The sequence below is a fragment of the Sphaerisporangium sp. NPDC005288 genome, from assembly GCF_040607475.1.
Lineage (GTDB): Bacteria > Actinomycetota > Actinomycetes > Streptosporangiales > Streptosporangiaceae > Sphaerisporangium > Sphaerisporangium rhizosphaerae.
In genome coordinates, this window is sequence record NZ_JBEXGT010000042.1 from 62,418 (window position 1) to 88,706 (window position 26,289).

Sequence of the window (26,289 nt, forward strand, 5' to 3'; positions counted from 1 at the left end):
GTCGATCACTTCTCCTTGGCCTGCTGGCCGAGCTCGAGCGTGTGCCAGCCCGTGGCGAGCTGGAGGTCCTGGGCGTGTACCTGGCCGGTGCGGTCGCGCCACTTGACGTTCACCGTCAGCGGCCCGGTGACGTTCTGGCCGAGGCCGATGTGCACGTCGGTGGAGCGCCGGCCGGAGTGGCCGCTGCTGCCGTCGACGCGGGCGACGTAGGTGCGCCCGTCGGCGGTCTTGACGCAGACCTGAGCGCCGGTGACCGGAGAGCCGGCCGCGGGGAGCGCGCCCGGGGAGGCGGGGGTGTCGCGGAACAGCTTCAGGCCGAGGTAGGCGCCGGTGTCGGGGCTCTGGTTGGAGTAGAACACCGGCTCGTCCCACTGGCGGGCCACGGCGAAGTCCAGGCGGCCGTCGCCGTCGGCGTCACCGGTGGCGATGCCGCGGGTCGGCGTGGGGATCGCCAGGCCGAGTTCCTTGGCCATGTCGACGTAGCGGCCCGAGGGGCCCTTGACGAAGAAGTGCAGCGTCTGGTGCCCGCCGATGTCGTCGCCGGCGCGGGCGTTGGGCCACCAGAAGGGGTTCTGCAGGAGCTGGTCGTTTGCGGTGGCGAGCTCCTGGAGCTGCGGCCAGCGGTCGGTCTGTCCCTTGACGAACCCGGTGGCCTGCGCGATCTGCAGGTCGCCGCTGTTGTTGAAGTCCGCCATCTTGATGTCCCAGCCCCAGCCGGACCACGCGGTGCCCGACGGCGCGCTCACGTCCTTGAACGGCGCCACGCCCTCGCTCAGCTTCGCGGTCAGGTCCGCCTGGTCCTTGGCGGTGTTCATGTACTGGAAGTTGCTCTCCTCGATGCCCCACGAGGTGGTGATGTTGCTGACGAACATGTCGTACAGGCCGTCGTGGTTCAGGTCGCCGAAGTCGACGCCCATGCCCTTGAAGGAGTCGTTGCCCACCGTCTTGGACTTGGGGATGATCGGCGAGCGGACGCCGGTGACCGGCGAGAGCTTGATGTGCCCGGGCGTGGACCGGTTGTAGAACATCCGGTCGGGGCCGAAGTCGTTGGCCAGGTACAGCTCGGGGAGCTGGTCGCCGTTCAGGTCGGTGGCCGCGGCGCCGAGCTCCCAGCCCTTGGAGGCCTCCTTCGACAGCACGTTGTCGACGCACTCGTAGGTGACCGAGGGGGTGGCGCCGGTGCTGGAGCCGGTCCAGCGGAAGAAGTAGTCCTCGCCGCCGTTGTGGCCGTCGGACATCGAGTGGTTCATGTGCACGCCGCCGTTGGCGTTCGGGTCCAGGACGGGGCTGTCGGCGAAGTAGTTGCCGATGAAGATGTCGTCGTGGCCGTCGCCGTCGAAGTCGGCGACGGTGGCGGCGTTGGTGTTCCACTTCGGCCCGGTGTACGTGCCGTTGGTGGAGTTGGCGCCGGGCACCAGCTCGACGGCCTGGTAGGCGGCGGCGTCCAGCTTGGTCGCGCCCGGCTTGGCCAGGTACACGATCGGCGTGCGGCCCCACATGTAGACCAGCAGGTCGATGCGGCCGTCCTCGTTGTAGTCACCGGGGACGCAGCCCATCGGCGCCATGGTGTCGTTCATCGGCAGGCCGGCCGGGTTGAGGGCGAACGGCGCGTACCGGTTGCCGCGCGCGCCGGGCGTGGGCGTCACCACGGCCTGGTCGATGCGCGTGTCCACCAGGCACAGGTCGTTGGACAGCCCGTCGCCGTCGAGGTCGTTCATGGCGATGGCCGCGCCGACCGAGGAGATCCAGGCGTCGATGTGCGTGTAGTCCTTGTTCACCTTGCGGATCGTCTGCTGCGCGTAACCGCTGGGCAGCGCGATGGACAACGGCTTGAACGAGAACTTGCTCGCGATGGTCGCGGTCTCGGCCGCGGAGTAGGACGGCAGGCGGGCAATCGAGAAGACGCTCACGATCAGCACGAGAGCGACGATTCCCGGTAGCTGCCTGCGCAGCCAGCCAAGGGTCGCGGTCACCGGCTAACACCTCCAAGAGAGACAAATTGGTCGGCGATGCGCTGCCGCCACACCTCATAGGCCGGCACATCGCCCTGAATCGGCTGGTCGGGACGTGACTCGTTGCTGATGCGCGCCGCCTGCTCGGGCGGGACGCCGCAGAACACGCGCGTGGCGATCTCGGTGGCGGGGACCACCAGGCCGGGCCGCACCCGCGCCTCGGCGGCGAACGCCGAGCCCTGCGCGAGCTGGGGACGGTACGGGCCGGCCAGCTCGGCGAACCTGCGCAGCTCGTCCTCCTCGGCGCCGCAGGCGTAGGTCGCGGCCAGGCCGGAGCCGGCGTACAGGTCGCCGCGCCGCTGCTCGGGGAACTTGGCGATCAGCGAGCTGACGACCTCGACGTCGGTTCCGCCGACGAACCACAGCGCCCGGCCGATGCCCTGGTCGATGACGCGGTTCGCGTACGCGGACGTGCCGTCCTTCGGCCACGGGAAGCGCGGGTCCTGGTACTGCTCGTGCACGTACTGCTGGGTGCGGAAGTAGGCCTGGTGGAAGCCGTATCCGTCCAGCGCCAGCCACCGCAGCAGCGGGTCGGGCGCGTGGATCTTCGACCACAGCACGCGGGGCAGCCGCGCCATGGCCCAGCCGACGCCGACGTAGATCAGGTAGACCTGGGCGTCGCCCCGGCCGGCCAGGCTGGCGGCGACCTTGCCGCTGGTCGCCAGCGGCGTGGCGTCGAGGATGGCGTAGGCCATGCCGGCGCCCTCGTAGGCGAAGCCGCGGAACCGCCGGGGGATCTGCTCCAGCCGCTCCTCCGCCTCGGCCGGCGTGCGGGCCTCGGCCGCGTAGGCGTAGCCCGTGAGGAACATCTCGCCGACCGTTTCGAGCAGATCGCGGGCTTCGGCGTTCTTCACATGGAAACCACGCGTCGCGAGTTTCGTCTCGGAGATGTTCGGCGTGATAATTCGTCGCCTCAATGATCTCAGAAGGCTGGCCAATTCCCTCTCCCTCCCCCGGGGGTTTCCCTGCTCCGCGGGATAATCTGTGGTTAAATGTAGCCATATCGGACTACTTCGGGTCCACTTCAAACGTGCTCACTCGGCGTAGCGCCATTTCCGTTTCCCGGGCACGCGGAAATGACCTCCGCACCCTTATGGGGTCTGATCCCGCGCATGCGAGAATGACCTTTTCCGCCGGCCGGCGCCGGCGGAAAAGGAGACGACGGCGGCGGTCAGCCCGGGATGCGCTCGCCGGCGGTGACGAAGTGCGCGCGCACCGCGCGCCGCCACAGCTCGTAGGCCGGCACGGCGCCGGGGCCCGCCTCCACCGCGGTGGCGTCGGCCAGCGCGACGGCGGCCTCCATCGACAGCTCGGCCAGCACCGAGGTGGCCGCCTCGGTGTGCTCGGGCACGAAGCCGGAGAAGTCACGCGCCTTGGCGGCGAAGACCACGCCCTGGGCCAGCTCGGGCCGGTACTCCCCCGCGGCGTGGCGCAGCGCGGCCAGTCCCTCGGGCGTCGAGCCGCCGGCGAAGGTCGCGGCCAGTCCGACGCCGCTCCACAGGTCGGCCCGCCGGTGGGCCGCGAAGCCCTCGACGCGGGACGCGATGCCGGGGACGTTGCCGCCGTGGATGAACCACAGGGCGCGGCCGATGCCCTGGTCGACGGCCCGCAGGAAGTACTCGGGGTCGCCCTCCCAGGCGTACGGCGCGGGCACCCGCTGCTGGTCCACCCAGCGGGGGGTCTCGAAGTAGGCGCGGTCGAACCCGTAGCCGTCGACGGCCAGCCAGCTCATCGTGGGGTAGTACGCCGAGCCGCTGAGGTCGGGCATGACCTTCTTCCACAGCGGCCGGGGCAGGCGGGCCATGGCGAAGCCGATGCCGATGTAGGTGAGGAAGATGTGCGGCTGCCCGGGGCCGAGCAGCAGGTCGCGGGTGCGGTGGCCGCGCCCGCCGGCCATGGCGTCCAGCACGGTGAACGCCATCGTCGCGCCCTCGTAGGCGAACCCCCGGTGCTCCTGGTCGACCAGTTCGAGGCGGCGCTCGACCTCCCACTGGTCGCGCGCGTCGATCCCCCATTCGAACCCGCAGATCACCGCCCGCGGGATGGCCTCCAGCCGTCGCGTCGCCTCCGACGGGACGGCGGGAAAGCCGCGCACGCCGAATGTCACGTCGGCCAGCGACGGAGTCAGCACGAGCCTGCGCAATGAACCGAACAGGGTAGGCATAATGCTCCTCGTCTTCGCCGTCAGCCGATGACGGTTCCGCACCCTCAGCTGGACCATTTAATGGTGATATGCGAAGGAGTTTCGCGACATCTCCCGTATTGCGAAGCTAAGTCATGATCTGTAATGGCCTGCCTTACGGGCGCGGGCGAAGATCCTCCGGCAGGCCGTCCCGGCGACCCGGGTAAGCGGTACGAGGCACCGGAAAAGCAGCGAGCCCCCGCGATTGCGGGGGCTCGCGAGCGAGTATGTCGAAAGCGGTCAGCCGGCCCAGCCGCTGACCCGCCAGGCCGCGGCACTGGCGCTCGGAGCCGACGGCTTGCGCGCCGTGCGCGATCCGTCCAGCCACGCCGAGACGGTCTCCGGCGCGTGGCCGGCGTCGGCGGCGCCGCCCTGCGACGGGTGTGCGCCGGAGTCCCCGCCGGTCCGCGAGGCGGCGCGCGCGCTGAGCACCGTGATCAGCGCGGCCAGCTCCTCGGCCGTCGGGTTGCCGCGTACCACCTTCAGGTAGAAGCCCTGCGTCACAGTCGCCGCCCTCCCGGCTCGGATGACCCGCTCTCCCAGCCTCACTCCCACCCCCGCCCGGCGCATCTCCTGCCGTGCTGACCTGCTCGCGCCGGGGACGTCAAGGGGGGCGGCCTGCAGGAAACGGAAGTCCCCCGGCAGCTTGCTGACCTCCGAACCTCTGTCTGCGGGGACGGGGCCGAGCGCACAGTGGAACGTGCGAGCTCAGTTGGCTGCCGAAAGGATCCGCAATGTCGAACGCATTGGCCCTACCTGTCCGCTCGAACGTGTCCGTCGACCTTGAGTCCCTGCCTCAGACGGCCGGATTGTCCTGTGGGCTGGAATGGCCCGCCCGGCCTCCCCTGGTGCCGCTGGGCGCGCCGAGCCCCGAGGAGCCGCACATCGCGCTGAACTCCGACGAACCGGGCATTCGCGGCCTGTTCCGGTACCGCCCGGACGCGGCGCTTCCGTTGAACGCCCTGTCGGAGGTGCTGCTGTGCGGTGACAGCACGCTGACCCGCGGGGAACGCGAACTGATCGCGGCCTATGTCTCGGCGCTCAACCAGTGCCGGTTCTGCTTCTACACCCATGCCGCCTTCGCCGCCGTGCGCTCCCCCGACGGCATGATGCTGGTGGAGCACGTGTGCGCCGACCTTTCGACCGCCCCGGTCTCCGAGAAGCTCAGAGCGCTGCTGGCCATCGCCGCGTCGGTGCAGGAGAGCGGGAAGAAGGTCACCCGGCGGCAGGTGGCCGACGCGCGCGCGGCGGGCGCGACCGACGTCGAGATCCACGACACGGTGCTCATCGCGGCGGCCTTCTGCATGTACAACCGCTACGTCGACGGCCTGGCCACGTTCGCGCCGGACGATCCGGAGGTCTACGCGGCGCGGGCGAAGATGGCCAACGGCTATCTCGCCGTGTTCGCCGAGTCGCAGGCGCAGGCTTGACGGCGGCACCACGACCGCCCGGCCCGCGCCGGCACGAGCCGGGCGGACCGGGCGGTCATCGCGCCGCGGGCCACCGCGAAGAAGGCGGCGGCCCGCATGGCGCCGGGCCGGTGATCCGGGCGCCCCGGACGCCTCGGGCGCCCCGGACGCCTCGGTCGCCTATGCGAAGAACTCGTCGATGACGTGGGTGTCGTAGGGGAAGCTCCACCGCTCGGTGATCTTGCCGTCCGTGACGTGGAACACGTGGACGCCGCGCTCGTCCAGCTCCTTGCCGTCGCGGTCACCCCTGATGCGCAGCAGGGCGGCGACGTGCCCGTCGTCGGCGAGGAAGGTGTCGGGGTCGTAGCGCAGTGAGTTCCCGGTGTGATTCGCGAGTTTCGCCAGGTAGCCGAGGACCTCTTCCTTGCCCTTGTACGTGCCGGCGAGCGGGCCGCGGCCGGGTACGTGGAAGGACGCCTCATCGGCGAGCAGACTGTCGCGGATGTAGTCCAGTTCGCCCTTGGCGATGGCGTCGTAGATCTCGCGGACCGGGTTGACGTTGGGGTGTTCGGACATGGACGGCCTCCTCATGATGGTGCGGATCGTTTGGGGGCGACGTGGTGACGCTACGCCGGGCCTTTACCCGCAAACAAGGGAGTGAGGACATACTTACCATATAGCCATACCGGTGTGGACAACAGGATTTAAGGGGCACAGTCAAGCCATTAAGGGGTGTCCGAAAACAGCCATTGACAGCCGGGTGGTCGAATGGCGAGCATGAGCGTTTGTCGGATGAAATGCGCACGTGGGGCTGCGTGAAAGGCCTCAACTGCACGACGGCGAGGAAACTGCCATGCCCCACATCACCCTTACCACCGACGAGCCCGGTATCCGTGGCCTGTTCCGGTTCCGGCCCGAGACCGCCGGCCCGCTCAACGCGCTGGTCGAGGTGCTGCTGCGGGCCGAGAGCACTCTCACCCCGGGCGAGCGCGAGCTGATCGCCGCGTACGTCTCCTCGCTCAACCAGTGCCGCTACTGCTTCTCCTCGCACGCCGCCTACGCCGCCGCGCAGCTTCCCGAGGGCATGGAACTGGTCGAACAGGTCCGCGCCGACCTCGCGAGCGCGCCCGTCACGCCCAAGTTGCGGGCCCTGCTCGGCATCGCCGCCGCCGTCCAGCGCGGCGGGCGCGAGGTCACCGAGGAGCACGTGGCCGCCGCCCGCGCCGAGGGGGCGACCGATCTGGAGATCCACGACACCGTGCTGATCGCCGCGGCGTTCTGCATGTACAACCGCTACGTCGACGGCCTGGCGACGATCGCCCCCGACGACCCGGCCTCCTACGCGGCCCGGGCCGAGCGCATCGTCGCCGACGGCTACCTGGCCCTGCTCGCGGAGGCGCAGCGCCGCTCCTGACGGCCGCGCCGGCCCGCCGGCGGGCCGGCGCCCACGCATGCCCCCGCCGCGCGGGGCACGGAGCGCGACGGCCGCGCCCGGCGGCGACCGACCCGACGACCGCGGAGGAACCATGGCCAGCCACTCCAGCGCCTTACCGCACCGGCACGACCTGATCACCTCGCTGAACACCGACCACCACCGGCTCGGCCTGAACGTGTTCCTGTTCATCGTGCTCGCCCACTGGGCCGAGCACGTGGCGCAGGCCGTCCAGATCTACGTCATGGGCTGGCCGGTGCCCGAGGCGCGCGGCGTGCTCGGCCTGCCGTTCCCGTGGCTGGTGACCTCCGAGTGGATGCACTACGGCTACGCGCTGCTGATGCTGGTGGGCCTGATCGTGCTGCGCAAGGGCTTCACCGGGCGGGCGCTCACCTGGTGGACCATCTCGCTCGGCATCCAGGTGTGGCACCACTTCGAGCACCTGCTCCTGCTGCTGCAGGCGCTGACCGGCGTCCACCTGCTCGGCCGGCCGGTGCCGACCAGCATCATCCAGCTGCTGGTGCCCCGCGTGGAGTTGCACCTGTTCTACAACGCCGTCGTCTTCGTGCCCATGGTCGTGGCCATGTGGCTGCACCGCCGTCCCCGTCCCGACGAGCGGGAGCGGATGAACTGCTCCTGCGCCACCGTCCCGGCCTGAGCCCGTGGCCATCACCGGACAGGACGGGCGCGTCCGCTATCTGATCATCGGGGCCGGCCCGGCGGGACTGCAGCTCAGCTACTACCTCCAGCGCGCCGGCGCCGACTACCTCACCCTGGAGCGCGAGCAGGCCCCCGGCGGGTTCTTCCGGCGATTCCCGCGCCACCGCAGGCTCATCTCGCTGAACAAGGTGCACACCACCGAGAAGGACCCGGAGATCCTGCTGCGCTGGGACTGGAACTCCCTGCTCAGCGACTCCTCCGAGCTGACCTTCCCCCGCTACTCGCAGGAGTACCTGCCCTGCGCCGACGACCTGGTGCGCTACCTGGCCGACTTCCAGCGCGAGCACGCGCTGAACGTCCGCTACGGGACGCCGGTCGAGCGCGTCGAGAAGACCGGCGGGGTCTTCCTGGCGCACCTGGCCGGCGGCGAGGTGGTCCGCGCCGAGTGCCTGATCGTCGCCACCGGCTGGGGCGGGCCGAACATCCCCGACATCCCGGGCATCGAACTGGCCATGGGCTACGAGGACGTCCCGACGTCGGGAGAGCAGTTCACCGACAAGCGCGTCCTCATCATCGGCAAGGGCAACTCGGCGTTCGAGACCGCCCATTCGATGCTCGGCGACGCCGCCATCATCCACCTCGCCAGCCCCAGCCCGGTCACCCTGGCGTGGAACACCAAGCACCCGGGCAATGTGCGCGGCCAGTACGGCGCCCTGCTCGACAGCTACTGGTTCAAGACCCTGCACGGCGTCCTCGAGTGCACGGTCGACCGCATCTGGCGCGAGGGCGACGCCTACAAGGCCGCCATCACCTACACCCTCGCCGAGGGCGAGCAGGCGCTGCTGGAGTACGACGCGGTGATCCGCTGCACCGGGTTCACCATGGACACCTCCCTGTTCGGCGAGTCCTGCCGTCCCGAGCTCACGCCCAGCGGGCGCATGCCCGCCATCCGCCCCGACTTCCAGTCGGCCAACGTGGACGGCCTGTACTTCGCCGGCACGCTCATGCAGGCCCGTGACTTCAAGCGCGCCTCCTCGGCGTTCATCGACGGGTTCCGCTACAACCTGCGCACCATGGCCGCGCTGCTCGCCGAACGGTACGAGTCGGTCCCGCTCGACCGGCAGGCGCTGCCGCCCGACCCCGGCCGGCTGACCGCCACCATGCTCGACCGGGTCAACTGGAGCTCGGCGCTGTGGACCCAGTTCGAGTACCTGTGCGACGCCTACGTCGTCAACCCGGACGCCGGGACCGTCACGCACTACCAGGACCTGCCCGAGGACTACGCCGCCGAGCGGTTCGCCGAGCACCCGCTGTGTTTCACCGTCACCCTGCGCTGGGGCCGCGACCGCCACGACGACGTGTTCGCCATCAAGCGGCACCCCACCCCGGAGCGGGCCCACGAGAGCGCCTTCCTGCACCCCGTCGTCCGCGTCTGGCGGCACGGCGAGCAGGTGGCCGAACGCCACCTGTTGGAAGACCTCCTGGCCCAGTGGCGCGACCCCGTCCGGCACGTCGCCCCTCTGCAGGAGTTCCTCACCGGCTACCTGTGACCCCGCGCTCACCGTCGTCCCCGGCCGGGACCAGGTGGTCGATGAGATGGTCGACGACGTCGGTGAAGCGGCCACGGCGGGCATGGGCGGCGCGCTGGCGCGCGGCGCCCGTCCCGGTTGCGGCCAGCCGTTCGAGCCGCCGGGTGACCAGGTCCAGGTCGCCGGTGGCCGCGAGCGCGTGGCGCACGTGCTCCAGAAGGACGCCGGGCAGCTCCGCCGCCGGGCGCAGCCGCCCGGTGACCGGATCGACGCCGTGCCCGTCCAGCCCGTCGCGGGCCGCCCGCCAGTACGCCACGCGCAGCCGCTCGGCGGGCAGCGGCGGCCCCGGGTCGCCGCGCTCGACCCGCTCCAGCGAGACCACGACCAGAGCCCGCACGAGCGCCGCGAGCAGCGCCGACTCCTCCGCGGTCGCCGGGACGTCGGTGACCCTGACCTCCAGGGTCGGCAGCCGGGCCGACGGCCGGACGTCCCAGAAGATCGTCCCGGGGTCGACCAGCGCGCCCATCTCGGTGAGCGCGGAGATGGTCTCGTCGAACTCGCGGAGGGAGCCGAAGTACGGCGGCGGCCCGGCCACCGGCCACTTGCCCCACGACAGCGTCCGCCAGCTCGCGTACCCGGTGTCGCGGCCGGCCCAGAACGGCGAGTTGGCCATCAGCGCGATCAGCACCGGCAGCCAGGGGCGCACGTGGTTGCCCACCAGCACGGCCCGCTCGCGGTCGGGCAGGTGCACGTGGACGTGGCCCGCGCAGATGCTCAGCTCGTCGTGCAGCGCCCGGTAGGTCGCCACGCCGACTCCGTAGCGCGGGTCGTCGTTGATCGGCGGCGGCACGACCTGGCCCAGGACCGCGGTGCCGGAGGCGACCAGCGCGAGACCCTCCTCGCGGGCCGCCGCGGCCACCGCCGCCCGCATGCGGCGCAGCTGGCCCTCCAGCTCGGCCACGCCCGCGCAGGGGGCGGTCTTCGCCTCAACCTGGAACTTGGTGATCTCGGTGCAGACCCGGTCTCCCATCGTGACGGCGGCGCGCTCGACGATGCGCGCGCCCCACGGGCTGACCTCGCGCGTCGCCGGGTCGACGACCAGGTACTCCTCCTCCACTCCCATCAGCGGGCAGACCGCGTCGAAAGGCACGGGCGGCGGTGCGTCGAGGGTGGCCGTCATCACTACTCCAGGAAAGCTCGGCCCGTCCTGCGGGCTCGTCTGCCGACTCCCGACACGCTACCCATCCAGATCTTCCTCCCGCAGCCTCAATGGGGTGCCCCGGCCCCCCGATCGGGGTGGGGCGACCGGCGGCTGCGCCGTCGCGGGGGACGCGAAGCCCTCAGGGCCCGGCGGCCAGCGGTCAGGACACCAGGGCCGTGCCGCCGGAGGTCAGTTCGCGCACGACCTGCGCGAACCCCCGCACGAGGGCCGCGTCCGCGCCGTCCGCCCAGGCCAGGGCCACCCGCAGCGGCTCGACGTCGGTGAGCGGCACCCACGACAGGTCGGGACGGGCGTAGTAGATGGCCATGCTGGCCGGGGCGAAGCAGATGGCGGCGCCCTCGGCCACCTGCTCCAGCATCTCCTCCACGTTGTCGTTGGTCGGCCCCCAGCGCGGGGCCGACCCGTCCGGCCGGGGGTTGACCGCCCACCAGTCCACCCAGGCGCGCGGCGCCCGTTCGGTCCACATGAGCGGCTCGTCGTTCACCTCCAGGACCGACACGCCGTCCCGCCCGGCGAGCCGGTGCCCGGACGGCAGCCCGACGACCCGTTCCTCGGTGTGCACGACCTCGGCGCGCAGGCCGGCGAGGTCGGCGGGCAGCCAGACGAAGGCCACGTCCACCCGGCCCTCGCGCAGGGCGGCGGCCTCCTGGCCCCAGTCGAACCGCTTGGGCTCCACCCGGACGCCGGGGTTGCGGCGGGCGAACTCGGCCCTGGCACGGGTGGTGAGCCGCCCCGCGCCGCTGGCCTCGAAGCCGACCCGCAGCACGCCGGTCTCGCCGCGCCGGTGCCGCTCGGCGGCGGCCGTCACCCGCCCGGCCTGGGCGACCGTGCGCCGCGCCTCGGCCACGACGTCCCTCCCGGCGTCGGTCGCGGTCACCCCGCCGGCGTGCCGGTCGAACAGCCGCACGCCGAGCTCGGACTCCAGGGTGCGCAAGGAGTAGGACAGCGCGGGCTGGCTCACGTACAGCGTCTCGGCGGCCCGCCTGAGGTTCCCCGCCTCGTCGATCGCGACCAGGTAGCGCAGCTGCCGTAGCTCCATCCTGCGATGATAAACGCTGTTTATCGGACCGCCGATCTTCTGTCTTGGACGGCCGGCCACGGCTCACGGCATAACGGAGACCTCAACAGACCCCTGAGCGTGGAGATGGACGAATGACCGTGGACAACGGAGCCCCCGCCCGCCCGGCGGCGGGCAGGGTATGGCTGATCACCGGAGCCTCTTCCGGCTTCGGACGGGCGATCGCCGAGGCGGCGCTGGCGGCCGGCGACACCGTGGTGGCCACGGCGCGCAGGCCGGAGGCGATCGACGACCTGGTGGCCGCGCACCCCGGCCGCGCCGCGGCCCTGCGACTGGACGTCACCGACCCCGCGCGCGTCGCGGCCGTGGTCGCCGAGGTCATCCTCTGGTACGGCCGCGTCGACGTCCTGGTGAACAACGCCGGGCGCAGCCAGATCGGCGCGGTCGAGGAGACCACCGACAAGGAGTTGCGCGACCTGATGGAACTGCACCTGTTCGGGCCGGTCGCGCTCGTGCGGGCGGTGCTGCCGCACATGCGCCGCCAGGGCTCGGGCGCCATCGTGCAGATGAGCAGCATGGGCGGCCAACTGTCCTTCGCCGGGTTCGGCGCGTACTCGGCGACCAAGTGCGCGCTGGAAGGGCTGTCGGAGGCGCTCGCCGAGGAGGTCGCGCCTTTCGGCGTCAAGGTGCTGATCGTCGAGCCGGGGGCGTTCAGGACCGGCCTCTTCGGTGACGCCCTGTACCGGTCGGATGCCATGGAGGCCTACCGGGAGACCGTCGGGCCCACCCGGTCCATGGCCTCGGGGGCGGACGGCAAGCAGCCCGGCGACCCCGCCAAGGCCGCCGCGGCCATCCTCGCCGCCCTTCAGGCGGATCCGGTGCCGCTTCGGCTGCCCCTGGGCGACGACGCGGTGGACGCGCTGGTGTCCCACGCGGACCGCGTGCGCGCGGAGCTGCTGGCCTGGGAGCCCGTAGCGCGCGACACCGCGTTCGACTGACCATGGGAGGCGGTCACCCGCGACACCGCGTTCGGCTGACCAAGGGAACCGGTCGCGCGCGACACCGCGTTCGGCTGACCGCCGTCCCGGCGGGGCCCGTTCCCCGTGATGTGCCGATCCCGGACGCACTCGCCTTGCACGTATGCCCATATGGGAATACGATTGGGCCATGGCACGAGCGGCGACGACGACGGACGCGTTCAACGCGGTGGCCGAGCCCCGGCGGCGGGAGATCCTGGACGCCCTGGTCGGCGGCGAGCGGTCGGTCGGCGACCTGGTCGGGCTGCTCGGCCTTCCCCAACCCCTGGTGTCCAAGCACCTGCGGGTGCTCAGAGAGGTCGGGCTGGTCGACGTGCGCGACGAGGGACGGCAACGCCTCTACCGGCTCAACGGCCGGCCGCTCAAGTCCATTCACGACTGGGTGCGGGGCTACGAGCACACCTGGTCGCAGCGCTTCGACCTGATGGACGTCGTGCTGGAGGAACTCAAGGAAACGGAGCGACGCGATGGCGACGAAGGCGAGTAGCGGTACGGCGGTGGTCACGCTCCCGGCGGACACCCAGATCTTGATCACGCGCGAGTTCGACGCTCCCAGGCACCTGGTCTACCGGGCCTGGACCACGCCCGAGCTCATCAGGCGCTGGTGGGGCGGCGAACGGGGCGAGGTGACGCTCGCCGAGGTCGACCTGCGCGTCGGCGGCGCCTGGCGCTACGTGCTGACGGCGCACGGCGGGTTCGAGGTCGGGTTCCACGGCGAGTACCGCGAGATCGTCCCGCACGAGCGCATCGTGGCGACGGAGGTCTACGAGGGCATGCCCGACAAGGCGGCCCTGGTCACCACCGTGTTCAGCGAGAAGGACGGGCGCACGACGCTCGCCTCGCTCATCGAGCACGACAGCCGCGAGTCGCGCGACGCGCACATCGGCTCGGGCATGGAAGGCGGCATGCAGGAGGCCATGGACCACCTGGAACTGGTCGCCCAGTCCCTGGCCTGACCCGCCCACCTCGCCACCGGGATCGTCCGCTCCCTGGACGCGTCCTTGGCAGGCCAAGCCGTGAAGCCGCCGCCGCACCCACCACGACGGCGGCTTCGCTCCTCCCAGACGCGCATCACCCTCACCGGACCGACAAAAGGCCACCCCGCAAGCAATCGGGGTGGCAAGCCACGGCTGCCCACCCAGCTCTCCCCCTGGCTACACGAGGTCGGGGATGGGTGACCCGTGCACCGGCCTGATCGCCGGCAAGCAGGTCCGTGGCATCCCCTCGTACAACGACAAACCCGAGCAACACCCGGGCCGGCACCAGAAACATGACCGTCGCCGTATGAGGTGGAGGACACAGTCGGGACCGCTCTCGTCACATTCGTGCCGATGAGACGGCCGGTTGGAGCAGGAAAGTGGGCCCGGCCGGGGTCCTGGTGACTCCCCGCGTGGCCGGTGGTGATGGGGGTGGGCAGCCATGGCTAGCCACCCCGACTGCTTGCGGGGTGGGCCCTTTCATGGCTCTGCTGCCAACCGGGGGGTTGGTCGAGTTTGTCGCCCTAGTGGGAGTCGATGAGGGCATCCACCACGGCATGGGGGACCTCGCGCGGCAGGGCGGGCCGGTCCCTGGGCCGGCGGCACCGGGTGGCCTAGACTGATCCCATGCATCGTCCGCAGTGCGTGAGCTGGTGGCGCTCCTCGTAGGAGCGGCCACCTCTCTCGCACGCGCAGGGCCGTTCTGACGGACGGCCCTTTCTGGTGTTCTCCCTGAACCACCCGGCAAGGGGGCCGTCCCGGCGGCCGGCGGGCCATCCCACCCACCTCGCCCACCAGGGAGCCACACCATGACCGGCACCACCGACCCGATCCGTTCGCCCCGGCCCTTCATCGCGCCCACGTCCAGGTCCACGTCCAGGTCCACATCCGCCTCCGCGCTCGCGTCCGCAATCCCGTTCGCGTCCGGGCCCGCCTCCACGTTCGAGCCCCCGTCCGGGACCGCGTCCGGGGCCGCGTCAGAAGGGCGTGCGCCCTCGGACGTGCTCGGCGTGCGGGCCGCCCGGCTGCGCAGCGCCGAGCTGGAGGAGCTGATCCGGCGGGACCCGCGCGGGTTCCGGATCTCGACCGGCGACCGTCCGACCGGCCGGCTGCACCTCGGCCACTACTTCGGCACCCTCCACAACCGCGTCCGCCTGCAGAACCTCGGCGTCGAGCTGTTCGTCGTCGTCGCCGACTACCAGGTGCTGACCGACCGCGACGTCGCCGACCGGCTCGCCGAGCACGTGGAGGAGCTCGTGCTGGACTACCTGGCCGTCGGCGTCGACCCGGCCCGCAGCACGATCTTCGCCCACAGCGCGGTCCCCGCGCTCAACCAGTTGCTCCTGCCGTTCCTGAGCCTGGTCTCGGTCGCGGAGCTCAGCCGCAACCCGACGGTCAAGGACGAGATCGCTCATTCGCGCCGGTCGGCGGTCAGCGGGCTGATGTTCACCTATCCCGCCCACCAGGCCGCCGACATCCTGTTCTGCAAGGCCAATCTCGTCCCGGTCGGACAGGACCAGCTTCCGCACCTCGAGCTGAGCCGGGTCGTCGCCCGGAGGCTGAACAACCGCTACGGCGGCGGCAGGGCGGTGCTTCCCGAGCCGGAGGCCCTGCTTTCGGCGGCTCCGCTGCTGCTCGGCACCGACGGCGCCAAGATGAGCAAGAGCCGTGGCAACGCCATCGCGCTGGCGGCCGGCGCCGACGAGACCGCGCGGCTGATCCGGGGCGCGAGGACCGACGCGGAGCGGCACATCACCTACGACCCCGAGACGCGGCCCGAGGTCTCAAGCCTCGTGTTGCTGACCGCGCTGTGCCTGGGCCGCGACCCGCGCCAGGTGGCCGACGACATCGGCGGCGCCGGCGCGTCGGCGCTCAAGGCGGCGGCCACCGAAGCGGTCAACGAGCACCTGGCGCCGATGCGCGCCCGCCGCGCGATGTACGCCGAGGACCGCGGCCACGTCCGCCGGGTGCTGTGCGAAGGCGGCGAGCGGGCGAGCGCCATCGCCGAGACGACCTTGAGGGAGGTGCGGGCCGCCATGGGCACCTTGTACTGAACGGCCCTCCCGAGCAGCCCCGATACGGGCCCACGGCCTCCGCACGACAGGCCCGCGGCATCTGGGCGATGGGCCCGCGGCCTCCGCACGACAGGCCCGCCGCCTCCGGGCGACGAGCGCCTGCGTCCGGGTGGCGGGACCGTGGCGCGGGGTATTGGGGCGGAGAGGGCCCGGCCGTGGGGAGCCGTCAGCCGCCTTCGCGGCGCGCTTCCCGGCCCTCGCCCACGGGGTACAGGGATGCGAGCAGGGCGAGCGACCCGGCGTCCGGGGTGCCCGGCTCGGCGGCGCCGACCAGGAGCTGCTGGCCGGGGGCGCCGCGCACGTCGAAGGTCTGGTAGCCGAGCCGGAAGCGGCCCGCGTCCGGATGGTGGAAGAGCTTGGAGGTGCCGGCGAGGCCGCTGACGGCGTGCTCGCGCCACATCCGCGCGAAGTCCTCGCTCGCGGCGGTCAGCTCCTCCACCGTCGCGGCGAGCCGCGTGTCGTCCGGGTCGAGTCCCGCGGCCAGCCGCAGCGCCCCCACCGTGTCCCGCGCGACGGCCGGCCATTCCGCGAACAGCCGCCGCGCCGCCGGGTCGAGGAACAGCGCGCGCACCATGTCGCGCGGTTCGCCGAGGGGGGCGGTCAGGGCACGGGCCGGCGCGTTGGCGGCCAGGACCTCAAGGCGCCGGTTGACCACGTACGCGACGGCCGTGGGGAAGCCGTCCATCAGGCGGAGCAGCGCAGGGTCGACCTGGTCGGCCTGCTCTGAGCGGAGGTCTCTGGGCACCAGGCCGGCCAGCCGGTAGGCGTGCCAGCGGGCGTCGGCGTGCAGGCGCAGGGCCCGGGCGAGGGCGTCCACGACCTGCGCCGAGGGGTTGCGCTCCCGGCCCTGTTCCAGGCGGGTGTAGTAGTCGGCGCTGACCCCGGCGAGGACGGCGACCTCCTCGCGCCGCAGCCCTGCGACCCGCCGCGGCCCCGCGCCGGGCATGCCGACGTCGGCGGGGTTCAGCCGTGCGCGGCGCGCCCGCAGGAACTCCGCCAGTTCGTAACCGCTCACCAGCGGACTATACGTCGTCCCAGGTCGTGACCTCCCGCCTCCTCGTCGCGGCCGGCCTCCCGCCGCGTCCGCGCCTCACCGGTGGCCGGAGGGCGCGCCGGATCAGTCCCGCGCGGGTGCCGGAAGGGCGGCGAGGGCCAGGTGCCAGGGATAGGCGCCGGTGTGGACGGCGCTCGGGTCGTGCGGCACGAACGCTCCGGCGCCGATGAGGACCTGGACGCCCTCGGCGCGCAGACGCCCGACGCTGTCGCGGAAGGGGGCCCGGCCGGCCAGCGCGCTGTTCACGAACGGCAGCACGACGACCGGGATGCCGAGGCCGGGCGCCTCGGCCAGCAGGCCGAGGGCGTAGGTGTCGGCGATGCCCTGGGCGAACTTGTTGATCGTGTTGTAGGTGGCGGGGGCCACGATGATCGCGTCGGCCCGTGGCGGCTTGGGCTCGTACGGCTTGCGGTACCGGCTGCGGACCGGCCGCCCGGTCCGCCTCTCCAGGGCCGGCACGTCGATGAAGTCGAGCGCGGACGGAGTGGCGACGACCTGGACGACCCAGCCGGCGTCCTGGCCGAGGGAGACCAACTCGCCGGCGTCCGCGGCCGGACCGGCGGCGCACACGATGACGTAGAGGACCTTGCTCACACGCCTACTCTGCCCCGGCGCGACCGGTGGCGCACCCGCCGGAGCCGCGCACCTCCTCCACGGGCGCGGGCGCCGTCGAGCGGGTGAGCGGTGAGCGGGTGAGGTGACCGGGTGAGCGGGTGACGAGCGGTGAGCGGGTGAGCGGCATTCGGTTTGATGGGCCGGGCTCCGCCGCTATCACGTTATGCCGGTAAATCGCGGCGGTCGTTTCCCGGCCGGCCTCGTGGAGCCGCGGCGACGGACACCCCGTCCGCCATTCGCACGACGGCGGACCCTGGAATTGACCGGGACCGAAACCCCGATTCGGTGAACCGGAATCCGCAAGCGCGCCGTCGCGGCGTGCTCCACGCCGCGTCCACGAGCGGCGACGCGGATCGGCTAGCCCGCCCATCCCCAAAGGTCAACCCGGACATCCACCCCCGTCATTCCAGATATGTCACCTTTCCCGCAAATCGGGATACCATACATTGACGTCAAAGCGGAACCTCTGCCACATATCTCCTGATTATGGGATCTGCGGCATGCCACTCATCGCGGATTTCCGGCTATTCATCGACGACAGATACAACAGATCGCCTATATCATCACCGATCGTGGTTGATGGTGACTTTTCCCGCCCATCGTTGGCGCACGATCTGTTCTTCGTCATGCACGACGACGTGACGGGCCGTCCACGGCTGCATCCTCGCCTCGCGAGCCTGGCGCTCGCGGGCGCCGTGGTCGGCGAGTTGATGCTGGCCGAGCGGGTCACTCTCGACCTGGCGTCCGGCCAGGACCGCCTCTACGCGACCGCGCGGCACGCCACCAGCGATCCGCTCACGCACAAGGTGCTGCGCCACATCATCGAAGAGCCGCAGCATCCGGTGACCACCTGGCTCGTCTTCTTCGCCTCCACCATCTACACCGACGTCACCAACCGGATGATCGCCGCGAAGCTCCTCAACCCGCCGGCGCGGCACCTGTTGAAGAAGCAGCCCGCGGCGCCCGCGGACGTGAACGCCGCCGCGTGGCCGCTCGCCCGCCTCAACCTCGCCGTCCAGCGGCGCGAACCGCCCTCCATCAGGGACCGCGTCCTCTACGGGCTCTTCGCCGCCACCGGCGGCGCCAAGCGGGCGCTGTGGGACCACGACCCCGCGTTCGTCACCGCCATGCTCGCCACGCTCTCCCCACCGCTGCAGAGGCTCATCGTCCAGACCGAGGTCGTCGTCGGCCAGGCCGTCATCAGCCGCCGGTGACCCCCTTCCCCATCTCACGGAGTCGCGAATGTCCCTCACAGAGCAACGCCCCAGCGTCGTGTCCGCCGCGCTGGCCAAGGACCGGCTCGGCGTCCCGTCGGTCGTGTTCTTCGTCATCTCCGCGGCCGCGCCGCTGATGGTCGTCGCGGGCTCGGTCCCGACGGCCTACGCGGTGACGGGCGTCCTCGGCGTGCCGTTCGCGTTCCTGCTGCTGGGCGCGGTCTTCGCGCTCTTCGCCGTCGGGTACGTGACCATGGCCAGGCACGTGGTGAACGCGGGCGCCTTCTACGCCTACGCCGCGCAGGGGCTCGGCCGCACGCAGGGGGTGGCGACCGCGTGGGTGGCGCTGCTGGCCTACAACGCGCTGCAGCTCGGCCTGTACGGCATCATCGGCTCGGCCGCCGAGCCGCTGCTGCGCGACTGGTTCGGCGCCTCGCCCGCGTGGTGGGTGATCGGACTGGTGGCGTGGGCGCTGACCGGGCTGGCCGGCCTGCTCCGCGTGGAGGTCAACGGCAAGATCCTGTCGGTCCTGCTGATCAGCGAGATCACCGTCGTCCTGGTGTTCGACGTCGCCGACGTGTTACACGCGGGGCCGGCCGGCGTCACCTTCGACGGGTTCACCCCCGGCTCGCTGTTCGTGCCCGGCGTGGGCGCCGCGCTGGCCACCGTCGTCGCCGGGTTCGCCGGCATCGAGTCCTCGGTGGTCTTCGCCGAGGAGTCCAAGGACCGCGACAGGACCGTGCCCCTCGCCACCTACCTCGGCATCGGGATCATCGCGGTGCTGTACTCGATCTCCGCCTGGGCGCAGACGGTGCCGACCGGGCCGGACGGGATCGTCAAGGCGGCGACCGAGCAGGGGCCCACGCTGATCTTCGGCCAGGCGGCCGCGCACATGGGCGGGACCGTCGCGACGATCGGCTCGGTGCTGTTCGTGACCAGCAGCATCGCGTGCATGATCGCCTTCCACAACACCACGGCCCGCTACATCTTCGCCCTGGGCCGCGAGAACGTCATCCCCTCGGTGTTCGGGCGCACCTCGGCCCGCACCGCCGCCCCGCTGGCCGGGTCGATCCTGCAGACGGCGCTCGGGCTGATCGTGATCGTCATCTACGCGGTCAGCGGCCTGGACCCGGTCACGAAGCTGTTCTTCACCTTCGGCGCGTTCGGCGGCCTCGGGCTGCTGACCCTGCTGACCGTCACCTCGATCGCGGTGATCGTCTTCTTCGCCAAGAACCCCTCGCGGGAGACGGCGTGGCGCACGCGGATCGCCCCGGCCCTGGCCACGCTGGCCCTGTGCGTGATCATCGGGATGACGCTGATCAACTTCGACACGGTGCTCGGGGTGGCGCCGGACTCGGTCATCCGCTGGATCCTGCCCGGCATCTTCGTCGTCGCCATCGTCTTCGGCCTGGTGTGGGGCCGCGTGCTGAAGGCCACCCGGCCGGGGGTGTACGCCAACATCGGCCTCGGCGCCCAGGCCGTCGGCGGGAGCGCCAAGTGACGGCCGAGATCACCCGCCTGACGGACGCGGCGCGGGCCGGCGAGATCATCGCCGGCACGTTCAGCGGCGACGCGATCTCCCGCTGGCTCATCCCCTCGCCGCCCGACCGGCTGCCGATCCAGCGGCGGTTCTTCACCATGCACGCCGAGCACGCGCTCGCCCACGGCCGCATCTACGGGGTCCACGAGTCGGGCGAGCTCGCCGGGGTCGCGGTCTGGTTCACCGCGCCGTTCCCCGACATCCCCGGCCAGGACGAGGCCATCGCCTCCTTCGCCGGGGAGCACGCCGGGCGGTTCGGCGTCCTCGGCGAGCTGATGGACAAGCTCCATCCGCACGAGCCGCACCACTACCTGGCGTTCATCGCGCTGGTCCCGGGACGTACCGGTCGCGGCCTCGGCAGCCTGCTGCTGCGCGAGCACCACCGGCTGCTGGACGCCGAGGGGATGCCGGCCTACCTGGAGGCCAGCAGCGAGGCGAGCCGCCGGCTCTACCTGCGCCACGGCTACGCGGACCTTCCCGAACCCCTGCGCCTGCCGGACGGCCCGCTCATGTACCCCATGTGGCGCGCCCCCTCCCCCGGCGTCCCGGACGCCCCGGCGTGACGAGCCTGCCGTAGCGGAGTGGAGGCCGGCGGCCCGGCCTCCACCCGCGTCCCTCCCCCACCCGTACCCGTCCACCACCGCGTGCCGTCACCGCCCTGTGACCGACCGCTCACCCCCCGTGCCCGTCCTCCACCCCGCTCACCCCGTCCGTCGTCCGGTCGCGTCCGGCCGCCCCTGTGCCGGCTCAGTCCACGTCGACGTCGTCGAGATGCCGGAGCAGGCGCGACAGCACGCGGACGCAGGCGTCGACGTCGGCGCCGGTCACGTCGCCCGCGACCTGGCGCAGCACCGCCTGCTCGCGGCCGGTCACCGCGGCGATGGCGGCCCGGCCATCATCGGTCAGCCGGATGAGGGAGGACCTCCTGTGCGCCGGGTTGGGGATCGGCTCGGCGAGATCCCGCGCGGCCGCATCGTTGATCGTCCGCTGGACGAACTGGCGGCTCAGCGCAAGCGCCCGGCCCATCTGCGGAACCGTCATGGGCCCGTGCTCATGGAGCAGGGTGAGCACGGCCCGCACGCCGACCGGCAGGCCTTCGATGGACGCATCCTGCTCCACCTTGCGATAGGCCCGCCGGTACAGCGGTCCGATCAGGTCGAACACCTCGACGAGCCGCCCGGCCAGCCCGTCCGCCGACTCATCGGCCGACTCATCGGCCGCCGGGTCGCGACCTGTTTCGCTCACTCCACCATCATGACGCCTTGGGTGTCATCCTTCCGTACCACAATGACACCTAGGTTGTCATGACGCGGCAAAGATGACACCCTAGGTGTCATGAATGACGTGTTCTGGCTCGACACCGGCACCGGCCGGCCCCTCGTCCTGCTCCACGGCGGCTACGTGGACCACGGCATGTGGGACGACCAGATTCCGGTCCTCGCCTCCCGGTACCGCGTCATCGCTCCCGACGCACGGGGCCATGGCCGCTCCGCCAACGCCACCGAGCCGTACCGGCCCACCGACGACCTCGCCGCGCTGCTGCGCCACCTGGGCACCGGCCCGGCGGTCCTGGTGGGCGTCTCCATGGGGGCGGGGCTCGCCGTCGACACCGCGCTGGAGCACCCGGACCTGGTCGTCGCCGTGGTCGTCACCGGAGCCGGGACCAGCGAGCCGTACTTCACCGACCCCTGGACCGTCCAGGCCATGACCGCGTGGCACGCGGCGATGGCCGCCGGCGACCTGGACGCCTCGGTCGAGGGGTTCATGGCCTTCGCCGCGGGCCCGCACCGCACGCTCGCCGATCTCGATCCGCGGGTCGTGAGCCGGCTGCGCCGGATGGCCAGGAGCACCATGTCCAAGCACGCCGCCGGCGAACCCCACCTGCTCGTGCCGGTGCGCGACACCTGGCAGCGGGTCGCCGAGATCGACGTGCCGGTGCTGGCGATCAACGGCGCCGCCGACTCCCCCGACCACATCGCCATGGCCGTACGCCTGGCCGGCGCCGTCGCCGACGGCCGCGCCGTCTCCATCGACGGAGCCGCCCACTACCCCAACATGGAACGCCCCGCCACCTACCACCAGGCCCTCGAGGACTTCCTCCGCACCGTGTGACACCCCGGCCACCCCTGCCCGGCGGAGGCTCACGCGGTGACCCCCCGGGGCAACGTGGCAGGGCGGCACCCCGAACGTTTCGGGCAGCGCCCAGCGGCGGAGAGCCGTGGGCTGCGGGGACCGCGTGCCCCGTAGCGGTTACGTTCGATGGGCCGGGCATCCCCTCCTCCGTCGGGACGGTGGAGCTGAAAGTTTCAGTACGGTGCAGGTGAGGCGGTGCTTCCTCGCCCAGCCAGACGGCCATGGACCGCGCCCGGCGGCCCGAGGGCCCGGACCCGCGGCTTGACGCCCCCGGACGGCGTCGTATTTGCTCCGCCGCATCACCGTAAGCACCGTCGACAGAGAAGGATCAGCGCGGCGACTACGCTGTTAACGCTCACAAGATGGTTCTTCGAGCATCGCCGTGCGCCCGGCGGCCGCACCTTCCTCCCAGGCCACGTGGCGTCGTCGCTCGCATGTGAACGCTAACAGCCACCCTTTCTCGTAGAACGCATCCTTGGGAGCACGCATGAAGATTCCCCGCGTACGGCTCTGGCTGGCAGCCGGGGTCGCCCTGGCGATCAGCGCCGTCGGCGCGCTGACCGCGCCCGCCGTCCAAGCCGCGGCGGGATGCCGCGTGGACTACGCGGTGACCAACCAGTGGCAGGACGGTTTCGGGGCGAACGTCACCATCACCAACCTCGGCGACCCGATCAACGGCTGGCGCCTGACCTGGTCGTTCGGGGCGGGGCAGACCATCAGCCAGCTGTGGAACGGCTCGGCCGCGCAGTCGGGCGCCCAGGTCACCGTGACCAACGCCTCCTACAACGGGTCGCTGGGCACCGGCGCGAACACGAGCTTCGGCTTCAACGGCACCTGGAGCGGCAGCAACCCGGTGCCGGCGAGCTTCGCGCTCAACGGCACGACCTGCACCGGCGGCGTGACCGGCTCGCCGACGCCCACTCCCACGCCGACGGTGACGCCCACGCCCAACCCGACCCCGACGCCCACTCCCACACCCACACCCACACCCACTCCGACGCCGCAGGCTTCGGATCTGCCGTGTGACATCTACGCCGCGGGCGGTACGCCGTGTGTGGCCGCGCACAGCATGACGCGGGCGCTCTACCGCTCCTACAGCGGGAGCCTGTACCAGGTCAGGCGCTCGTCGGACAACACCACCCGCAACATCGGCGTGCTGAGCACGGGCGGCGTCGCCAACGCCGCGTCCCAGGACTCCTTCTGCGCGGGCACCTCGTGCGTCGTCACCATCATCTTCGACCAGTCCGGACGCGGGAACAACCTCGGCTACCAGGGGTCCGGCGGCGTCGGCGGCGCCGTCTCCCCCGCGAGCGCGACCAAGGAGTCGCTGACGGTCGGCAACAGCAAGGCCTACTCGCTCTTCATCCCCGGGTCGAGCAGCTACTGGCGGGACGGCCACACCACCGGCATCCCCACCGGCAGCGCGCCCGAGGGCATGTACATGGTGACCAGCGGCACGCACGTCAACAGCGGATGCTGCTTCGACTACGGCAACAGCGAGACGACCAGGAGAGCCGACGGCGCCGGCGCCATGGACGCGATCTACTTCGGCACCAGCTGCTGGTTCGGCGGCTGCTCCGGCTCGGGCCCCTGGGTGCAGGCCGACCTCGAATACGGGCTCTACCCCGGGGGAAGCAGCTCCTGGAACCCCAACCAGCGGGCCTTCACCAGCAAGTTCGTCACCGCGACGCTGAAGAACAACGGCACCTCCCGCTTCGCCATCAAGGGCGGCAACGCGCAGTCCGGCGGCCTGACCACCCTGTGGGACGGCTCGCTGCCCAGGGGATACAGCCCGATGAAGAAGCAGGGGGCGATCATCCTCGGCAGCGGCGGTGACTGCTGCATCGACAACAGGAACCAGAGCGTGGGGACGTTCTACGAGGGGGCGATGGTCGCGGGCTATCCCTCCGACGCCGCCGAGAACGCCGTGCACGCCAACATCGTCGCCGCCGGCTACCGCTGAGCCCGGCACGGCCCGCCACCACCGGACACCCGGGGGGCGGGCCGTGGCCGGCGACCGCGCCCGACCGGGCACCCCCCGGTCGGGCTTTTCCGTATATGTACGGACGTCGCTACGTATGTACGGCTCGGTGGTGGGGTTCTACCGTCGCGCACAAGGAGAACCGCCCCTCGGAGGTCAGGAGCGTCGTGCAACGTCGTAGCCGTACCGGCGGTACAACCTCACTCCGCGCCCGGGGAGTGCCGGCGCCGCGGGAGTCTCGGCCACCGACCGGCGTGTCCGGCGCACCCGGCCCATCCGGCGTGTGAGCATTCCTTTTCCCACCCCCAGTCCCACCTCCACGCCGTTTCCGCTGTTCGTGACGGCGCGATGAGCGCTGCCCGCGTCCACGGCGCGGGCGCGGCCGTGGGACGCCGAGAAAGGAAGATCCGCATGAGGCGCACCGCTGCGCTCACGGCGACCGTCGCCATGGCCCTGATCGGCCTGCTGTCGTCCACGACCCCCGCGACCGCCCAGGCGCCACCGGGAAGCACCCGGAACGGCGCACCCGCGAGCGCCCCCGTCACCGCCCTGGCGCCTCCCGACGTCAGCCTGCAGAACATCAAGGCCCATCTGAGCCAGTTGCAGAGCATCGCCGACGCCAACGGCGGCACCCGCAGGTCGACCGGCCCGGGCTACACCGCGTCGGTCGCCTACGTCGAGCAACGACTGCAGGCCGCCGGCTACACGACCCGGCGCGTGACCTGCACCCCGGGGTGTACCAGCGGCGCGGGGCCCGACCTGATCGCCGACTGGCCCGGCGGGGACGAGAGCCAGGTCGTCATGTCCGGCGCCCACCTGGACAGCGTCTCGGCCGGTCCCGGCATCAACGACAACGGCTCGGGGTCGTCGATGCTCCTGGAGGTCGCGCTGACCCTGGCCGCGCAGCGCCCGTCGATGAGCAAGCATGTGCGGTTCGGCTGGTGGAGCGACGAGGAGCAGGGCCTGCTCGGCTCGCGCGCCTACGTCACCTCGCTGAGCTCGGCCGATCGCTCGAAGATCAAGCAGTACCTCAACTTCGACATGGTCGGCTCGCCCAACGGCGGGTACTTCATCAACAACATCACCACCGCGGCCGCCGCCGACCTGCGCGCGTTCTACACCAACCTGGGCCTCGCACCGGAGGAGAACACCGAGGGCGCCAACCGCTCCGACGACGCCTCCTTCCGCAACGCGGGCATCGCCACCTCCGGCGTCGCGGCCGGCGCGAGCGCCACCAAGACCTCGGCGCAGGCGGCCAAGTGGGGCGGCACATCCGGACGGGCGTACGACTCCTGCTACCACCGTTCGTGCGACACCACGGCCAACATCAACGACACCATCCTGGACCGGGCCGGCGACGCCCTGGCGTACGCGATCTGGACCCAGGCCGTGGGCACCTCCACCGGCAGGGACTTCTCGATCGGCGCCGCCCCCGCCTCGGGTTCGGTGCAGGCGGGCCAGACGGCCACGACCACGATCAGCACCGCGACGACGTCGGGCACCGCCCAGACGGTGAACCTGACGGCGTCCGGGCTGCCGGGCGGCGCCACGGCCACCTTCGCCCCGGCCTCGGTGACCTCCGGCGGCTCCTCGACGCTCACGCTCGCCACCTCGCCCTCGACGCCGAGCGGCACCTACGCCATCACCGTCACCGGCACCGGCGAGACCGCCACTCGCACCACGACGTGGACGCTCACGGTCAGCGGCACGGGCGGGAGCCGGACCTTCACCAACGACGCCGACTACACCATCAACGACCTGTCGACGATCAACAGCCCGGTCACCTCGACCGCGACCGGCGGTGCCGTCTCGCCGGTCCAGGTCAGGGTGACGATCTCGCACACCTGCGCCGAGGACCTGCGGATCCGCCTGCGCGGCCCGAACGGGACGTACTACACCATCGACAGCAGCGGCGGCACGTCCTGCACCTCCTACGGCACCCGGACCTACTCGGTCCCGGTCAGCCAGACGGCCGCGGGGACCTGGACGCTGCAGGTGACCGACGACTACCGGCTCGACACCGGCTACCTCGACACGTGGAGCATCACCGTCTGAGGCGGGCCGGGACGCCGCGAACCGAGCGGAACGAGCGGCACCGGCACGGCCAGGGATCGGCATCCCGCGGCCGGCGGCTCCGCCGGAGGAACTCCGGCGGAGCCGCGCCGGCCGAGCCCCGCCGACCGGCGGCGCGAGCGGACG

At 71.6% G+C, this 26,289-nt stretch carries 24 protein-coding genes; 14 read left to right on the top strand and 10 right to left on the bottom strand.

Features of this window, described 5'->3' with window-relative positions; all coding sequences use genetic code 11:
* Positions 1-5 precede the first annotated feature (5 nt).
* The 4 genes from ABZU32_RS31750 to ABZU32_RS31765 all read right to left on the bottom strand — a co-directional run bounded on the left by ABZU32_RS31750 (position 6) and on the right by ABZU32_RS31765 (position 4,698).
* Positions 6-1,973, bottom strand: a complete 1,968-nt coding sequence (locus ABZU32_RS31750) for a CRTAC1 family protein (RefSeq protein WP_354927860.1) — start codon at positions 1,971-1,973, stop codon at positions 6-8.
* Positions 1,970-2,950 carry a DUF1702 family protein gene (locus ABZU32_RS31755; RefSeq protein ID WP_354927864.1) on the bottom strand — a complete coding sequence of 327 codons (981 nt, stop codon included), beginning with the start codon at positions 2,948-2,950 and terminating at the stop codon, positions 1,970-1,972. The genes ABZU32_RS31750 and ABZU32_RS31755 overlap by 4 nt, the downstream gene beginning before the upstream one ends.
* 233 nt (positions 2,951-3,183) lie before the next feature.
* A complete protein-coding gene (locus tag ABZU32_RS31760; protein ID WP_354851777.1) occupies positions 3,184-4,176 on the bottom strand; it encodes a DUF1702 family protein in 993 nt (330 codons plus the stop codon).
* Positions 4,177-4,434: 258 nt separating this feature from the next.
* On the bottom strand, positions 4,435-4,698 hold the full coding sequence (locus ABZU32_RS31765) for an acyl-CoA carboxylase subunit epsilon (RefSeq protein WP_354851779.1): 264 nt from the start codon (positions 4,696-4,698) through the stop codon (positions 4,435-4,437).
* Positions 4,699-4,928: 230 nt separating this feature from the next.
* Between ABZU32_RS31765 and ABZU32_RS31770 the strand changes: the two genes are divergently transcribed.
* Entirely contained in the window at positions 4,929-5,624 is a 696-nt protein-coding gene (locus ABZU32_RS31770; protein ID WP_354927867.1) for a carboxymuconolactone decarboxylase family protein, read from the top strand.
* 159 nt (positions 5,625-5,783) lie between these two features.
* On the opposite strand, the gene ABZU32_RS31775 is transcribed toward ABZU32_RS31770, so the two are convergent.
* The gene (locus tag ABZU32_RS31775) at positions 5,784-6,179 is read right to left on the bottom strand and encodes a nuclear transport factor 2 family protein (RefSeq protein WP_354927870.1); all 396 of its coding nucleotides are present in this window, start codon (positions 6,177-6,179) and stop codon (positions 5,784-5,786) included.
* A gap of 277 nt (positions 6,180-6,456) precedes the next feature.
* Here ABZU32_RS31775 and ABZU32_RS31780 point away from each other — a divergent pair, with 277 nt between their 5' ends.
* The 3 genes from ABZU32_RS31780 (at position 6,457) to ABZU32_RS31790 (ending at position 9,245) form a co-directional block, all read left to right on the top strand.
* The gene (locus ABZU32_RS31780; RefSeq protein ID WP_354927873.1) at positions 6,457-7,017 is read left to right on the top strand and encodes a peroxidase-related enzyme; all 561 of its coding nucleotides are present in this window, start codon (positions 6,457-6,459) and stop codon (positions 7,015-7,017) included.
* 112 nt (positions 7,018-7,129) lie between these two features.
* Positions 7,130-7,693 (top strand): hypothetical protein, encoded by a 564-nt coding sequence (locus ABZU32_RS31785; protein ID WP_354927876.1) that lies wholly within the window; start codon positions 7,130-7,132, stop codon positions 7,691-7,693.
* A gap of 4 nt (positions 7,694-7,697) precedes the next feature.
* A complete protein-coding gene (locus ABZU32_RS31790; RefSeq protein WP_354927879.1) occupies positions 7,698-9,245 on the top strand; it encodes an NAD(P)-binding domain-containing protein in 1,548 nt (515 codons plus the stop codon).
* Here the strand turns inward: ABZU32_RS31790 and ABZU32_RS31795 are convergent.
* Together ABZU32_RS31795 and ABZU32_RS31800 are read right to left on the bottom strand one after the other, a co-directional pair.
* On the bottom strand, positions 9,229-10,404 hold the full coding sequence (locus ABZU32_RS31795) for a glutamate--cysteine ligase (RefSeq protein WP_354927882.1): 1,176 nt from the start codon (positions 10,402-10,404) through the stop codon (positions 9,229-9,231). The genes ABZU32_RS31790 and ABZU32_RS31795 overlap by 17 nt on opposite strands.
* Positions 10,405-10,585: 181 nt before the next feature.
* Positions 10,586-11,485 carry a LysR family transcriptional regulator gene (locus ABZU32_RS31800; protein ID WP_354927885.1) on the bottom strand — a complete coding sequence of 300 codons (900 nt, stop codon included), beginning with the start codon at positions 11,483-11,485 and terminating at the stop codon, positions 10,586-10,588.
* A gap of 113 nt (positions 11,486-11,598) precedes the next feature.
* On the opposite strand from ABZU32_RS31800, the gene ABZU32_RS31805 reads away from it, so the two are divergent.
* The 4 genes from ABZU32_RS31805 (at position 11,599) to trpS (ending at position 15,532) form a co-directional block, all read left to right on the top strand.
* Positions 11,599-12,462 (top strand): oxidoreductase, encoded by an 864-nt coding sequence (locus ABZU32_RS31805; protein ID WP_354927888.1) that lies wholly within the window; start codon positions 11,599-11,601, stop codon positions 12,460-12,462.
* Positions 12,463-12,631: 169 nt separating this feature from the next.
* The gene (locus ABZU32_RS31810) at positions 12,632-12,988 is read left to right on the top strand and encodes a metalloregulator ArsR/SmtB family transcription factor (RefSeq protein ID WP_354851800.1); all 357 of its coding nucleotides are present in this window, start codon (positions 12,632-12,634) and stop codon (positions 12,986-12,988) included.
* Complete coding sequence (locus ABZU32_RS31815) at positions 12,969-13,457, top strand: SRPBCC family protein (RefSeq protein ID WP_354927891.1); 489 nt, start codon at positions 12,969-12,971, stop codon at positions 13,455-13,457. Before ABZU32_RS31810 ends, ABZU32_RS31815 begins: the two co-directional genes overlap by 20 nt.
* Positions 13,458-14,287: 830 nt before the next feature.
* Entirely contained in the window at positions 14,288-15,532 is a 1,245-nt protein-coding gene (trpS, locus tag ABZU32_RS31820) for a tryptophan--tRNA ligase (protein WP_354927894.1), read from the top strand.
* A gap of 187 nt (positions 15,533-15,719) precedes the next feature.
* Here the strand turns inward: trpS and ABZU32_RS31825 are convergent, their stop codons facing one another.
* Both ABZU32_RS31825 and ABZU32_RS31830 read right to left on the bottom strand, forming a co-directional pair.
* Positions 15,720-16,568, bottom strand: coding sequence for a helix-turn-helix transcriptional regulator (locus ABZU32_RS31825; RefSeq protein ID WP_354927897.1), 849 nt, complete (start codon positions 16,566-16,568; stop codon positions 15,720-15,722).
* Positions 16,569-16,670: 102 nt separating this feature from the next.
* Entirely contained in the window at positions 16,671-17,201 is a 531-nt protein-coding gene (locus ABZU32_RS31830; RefSeq protein WP_354851808.1) for a flavoprotein, read from the bottom strand.
* A 521-nt stretch (positions 17,202-17,722) separates the two neighbouring features.
* Here ABZU32_RS31830 and ABZU32_RS31835 point away from each other — a divergent pair.
* The 3 genes from ABZU32_RS31835 to ABZU32_RS31845 are packed head-to-tail and all read left to right on the top strand — an operon-like array spanning position 17,723 to position 20,539.
* Positions 17,723-18,436 (top strand): GPP34 family phosphoprotein, encoded by a 714-nt coding sequence (locus ABZU32_RS31835; protein ID WP_354927900.1) that lies wholly within the window; start codon positions 17,723-17,725, stop codon positions 18,434-18,436.
* Positions 18,437-18,464: 28 nt separating this feature from the next.
* Positions 18,465-19,937, top strand: coding sequence for an APC family permease (locus ABZU32_RS31840; RefSeq protein ID WP_354851811.1), 1,473 nt, complete (start codon positions 18,465-18,467; stop codon positions 19,935-19,937).
* A complete protein-coding gene (locus tag ABZU32_RS31845) occupies positions 19,934-20,539 on the top strand; it encodes a GNAT family N-acetyltransferase (protein WP_354851813.1) in 606 nt (201 codons plus the stop codon). The genes ABZU32_RS31840 and ABZU32_RS31845 overlap by 4 nt, the downstream gene beginning before the upstream one ends.
* Positions 20,540-20,723: 184 nt before the next feature.
* Here ABZU32_RS31845 and ABZU32_RS31850 read toward each other — a convergent pair whose 3' ends face one another.
* A complete protein-coding gene (locus tag ABZU32_RS31850; RefSeq protein ID WP_354927903.1) occupies positions 20,724-21,221 on the bottom strand; it encodes a MarR family winged helix-turn-helix transcriptional regulator in 498 nt (165 codons plus the stop codon).
* A 90-nt stretch (positions 21,222-21,311) separates the two neighbouring features.
* Between ABZU32_RS31850 and ABZU32_RS31855 the strand changes: the two genes are divergently transcribed.
* From ABZU32_RS31855 to ABZU32_RS31865, 3 genes are all read left to right on the top strand, one after another.
* A complete protein-coding gene (locus ABZU32_RS31855) occupies positions 21,312-22,088 on the top strand; it encodes an alpha/beta hydrolase (protein ID WP_354927906.1) in 777 nt (258 codons plus the stop codon).
* A 508-nt stretch (positions 22,089-22,596) separates the two neighbouring features.
* Positions 22,597-24,072 carry an arabinofuranosidase catalytic domain-containing protein gene (locus ABZU32_RS31860; RefSeq protein WP_354927909.1) on the top strand — a complete coding sequence of 492 codons (1,476 nt, stop codon included), beginning with the start codon at positions 22,597-22,599 and terminating at the stop codon, positions 24,070-24,072.
* A gap of 429 nt (positions 24,073-24,501) precedes the next feature.
* Positions 24,502-26,145: a M28 family peptidase gene (locus tag ABZU32_RS31865; RefSeq protein ID WP_354927911.1), complete on the top strand. Its 1,644-nt coding sequence runs from the start codon at positions 24,502-24,504 to the stop codon at positions 26,143-26,145.
* The last annotated feature ends 144 nt before the right edge of the window (positions 26,146-26,289 follow it).

Excerpts from the sequence above, each read along its gene's own strand:
- ABZU32_RS31810 (WP_354851800.1), top strand. The coding sequence starts at position 12,632 with ATGGCACGAGCGGCGACGACGACGGACGCGTTCAACGCGGTGGCCGAG.
- ABZU32_RS31795 (WP_354927882.1), bottom strand. The coding sequence starts at position 10,404 with ATGACGGCCACCCTCGACGCACCGCCGCCCGTGCCTTTCGACGCGGTC.
- ABZU32_RS31800 (WP_354927885.1), bottom strand. The coding sequence starts at position 11,485 with ATGGAGCTACGGCAGCTGCGCTACCTGGTCGCGATCGACGAGGCGGGG.
- ABZU32_RS31780 (WP_354927873.1), top strand. The coding sequence starts at position 6,457 with ATGCCCCACATCACCCTTACCACCGACGAGCCCGGTATCCGTGGCCTG.
- ABZU32_RS31760 (WP_354851777.1), bottom strand. The coding sequence starts at position 4,176 with ATGCCTACCCTGTTCGGTTCATTGCGCAGGCTCGTGCTGACTCCGTCG.
- ABZU32_RS31840 (WP_354851811.1), top strand. The coding sequence starts at position 18,465 with ATGTCCCTCACAGAGCAACGCCCCAGCGTCGTGTCCGCCGCGCTGGCC.
- trpS (WP_354927894.1), top strand. The coding sequence starts at position 14,288 with ATGACCGGCACCACCGACCCGATCCGTTCGCCCCGGCCCTTCATCGCG.
- ABZU32_RS31860 (WP_354927909.1), top strand. The coding sequence starts at position 22,597 with ATGAAGATTCCCCGCGTACGGCTCTGGCTGGCAGCCGGGGTCGCCCTG.
- ABZU32_RS31775 (WP_354927870.1), bottom strand. The coding sequence starts at position 6,179 with ATGTCCGAACACCCCAACGTCAACCCGGTCCGCGAGATCTACGACGCC.
- ABZU32_RS31865 (WP_354927911.1), top strand. The coding sequence starts at position 24,502 with ATGAGGCGCACCGCTGCGCTCACGGCGACCGTCGCCATGGCCCTGATC.
- ABZU32_RS31770 (WP_354927867.1), top strand. The coding sequence starts at position 4,929 with ATGTCGAACGCATTGGCCCTACCTGTCCGCTCGAACGTGTCCGTCGAC.
- ABZU32_RS31805 (WP_354927888.1), top strand. The coding sequence starts at position 11,599 with ATGACCGTGGACAACGGAGCCCCCGCCCGCCCGGCGGCGGGCAGGGTA.
- ABZU32_RS31835 (WP_354927900.1), top strand. The coding sequence starts at position 17,723 with ATGCCACTCATCGCGGATTTCCGGCTATTCATCGACGACAGATACAAC.
- ABZU32_RS31855 (WP_354927906.1), top strand. The coding sequence starts at position 21,312 with ATGAATGACGTGTTCTGGCTCGACACCGGCACCGGCCGGCCCCTCGTC.
- ABZU32_RS31815 (WP_354927891.1), top strand. The coding sequence starts at position 12,969 with ATGGCGACGAAGGCGAGTAGCGGTACGGCGGTGGTCACGCTCCCGGCG.
- ABZU32_RS31785 (WP_354927876.1), top strand. The coding sequence starts at position 7,130 with ATGGCCAGCCACTCCAGCGCCTTACCGCACCGGCACGACCTGATCACC.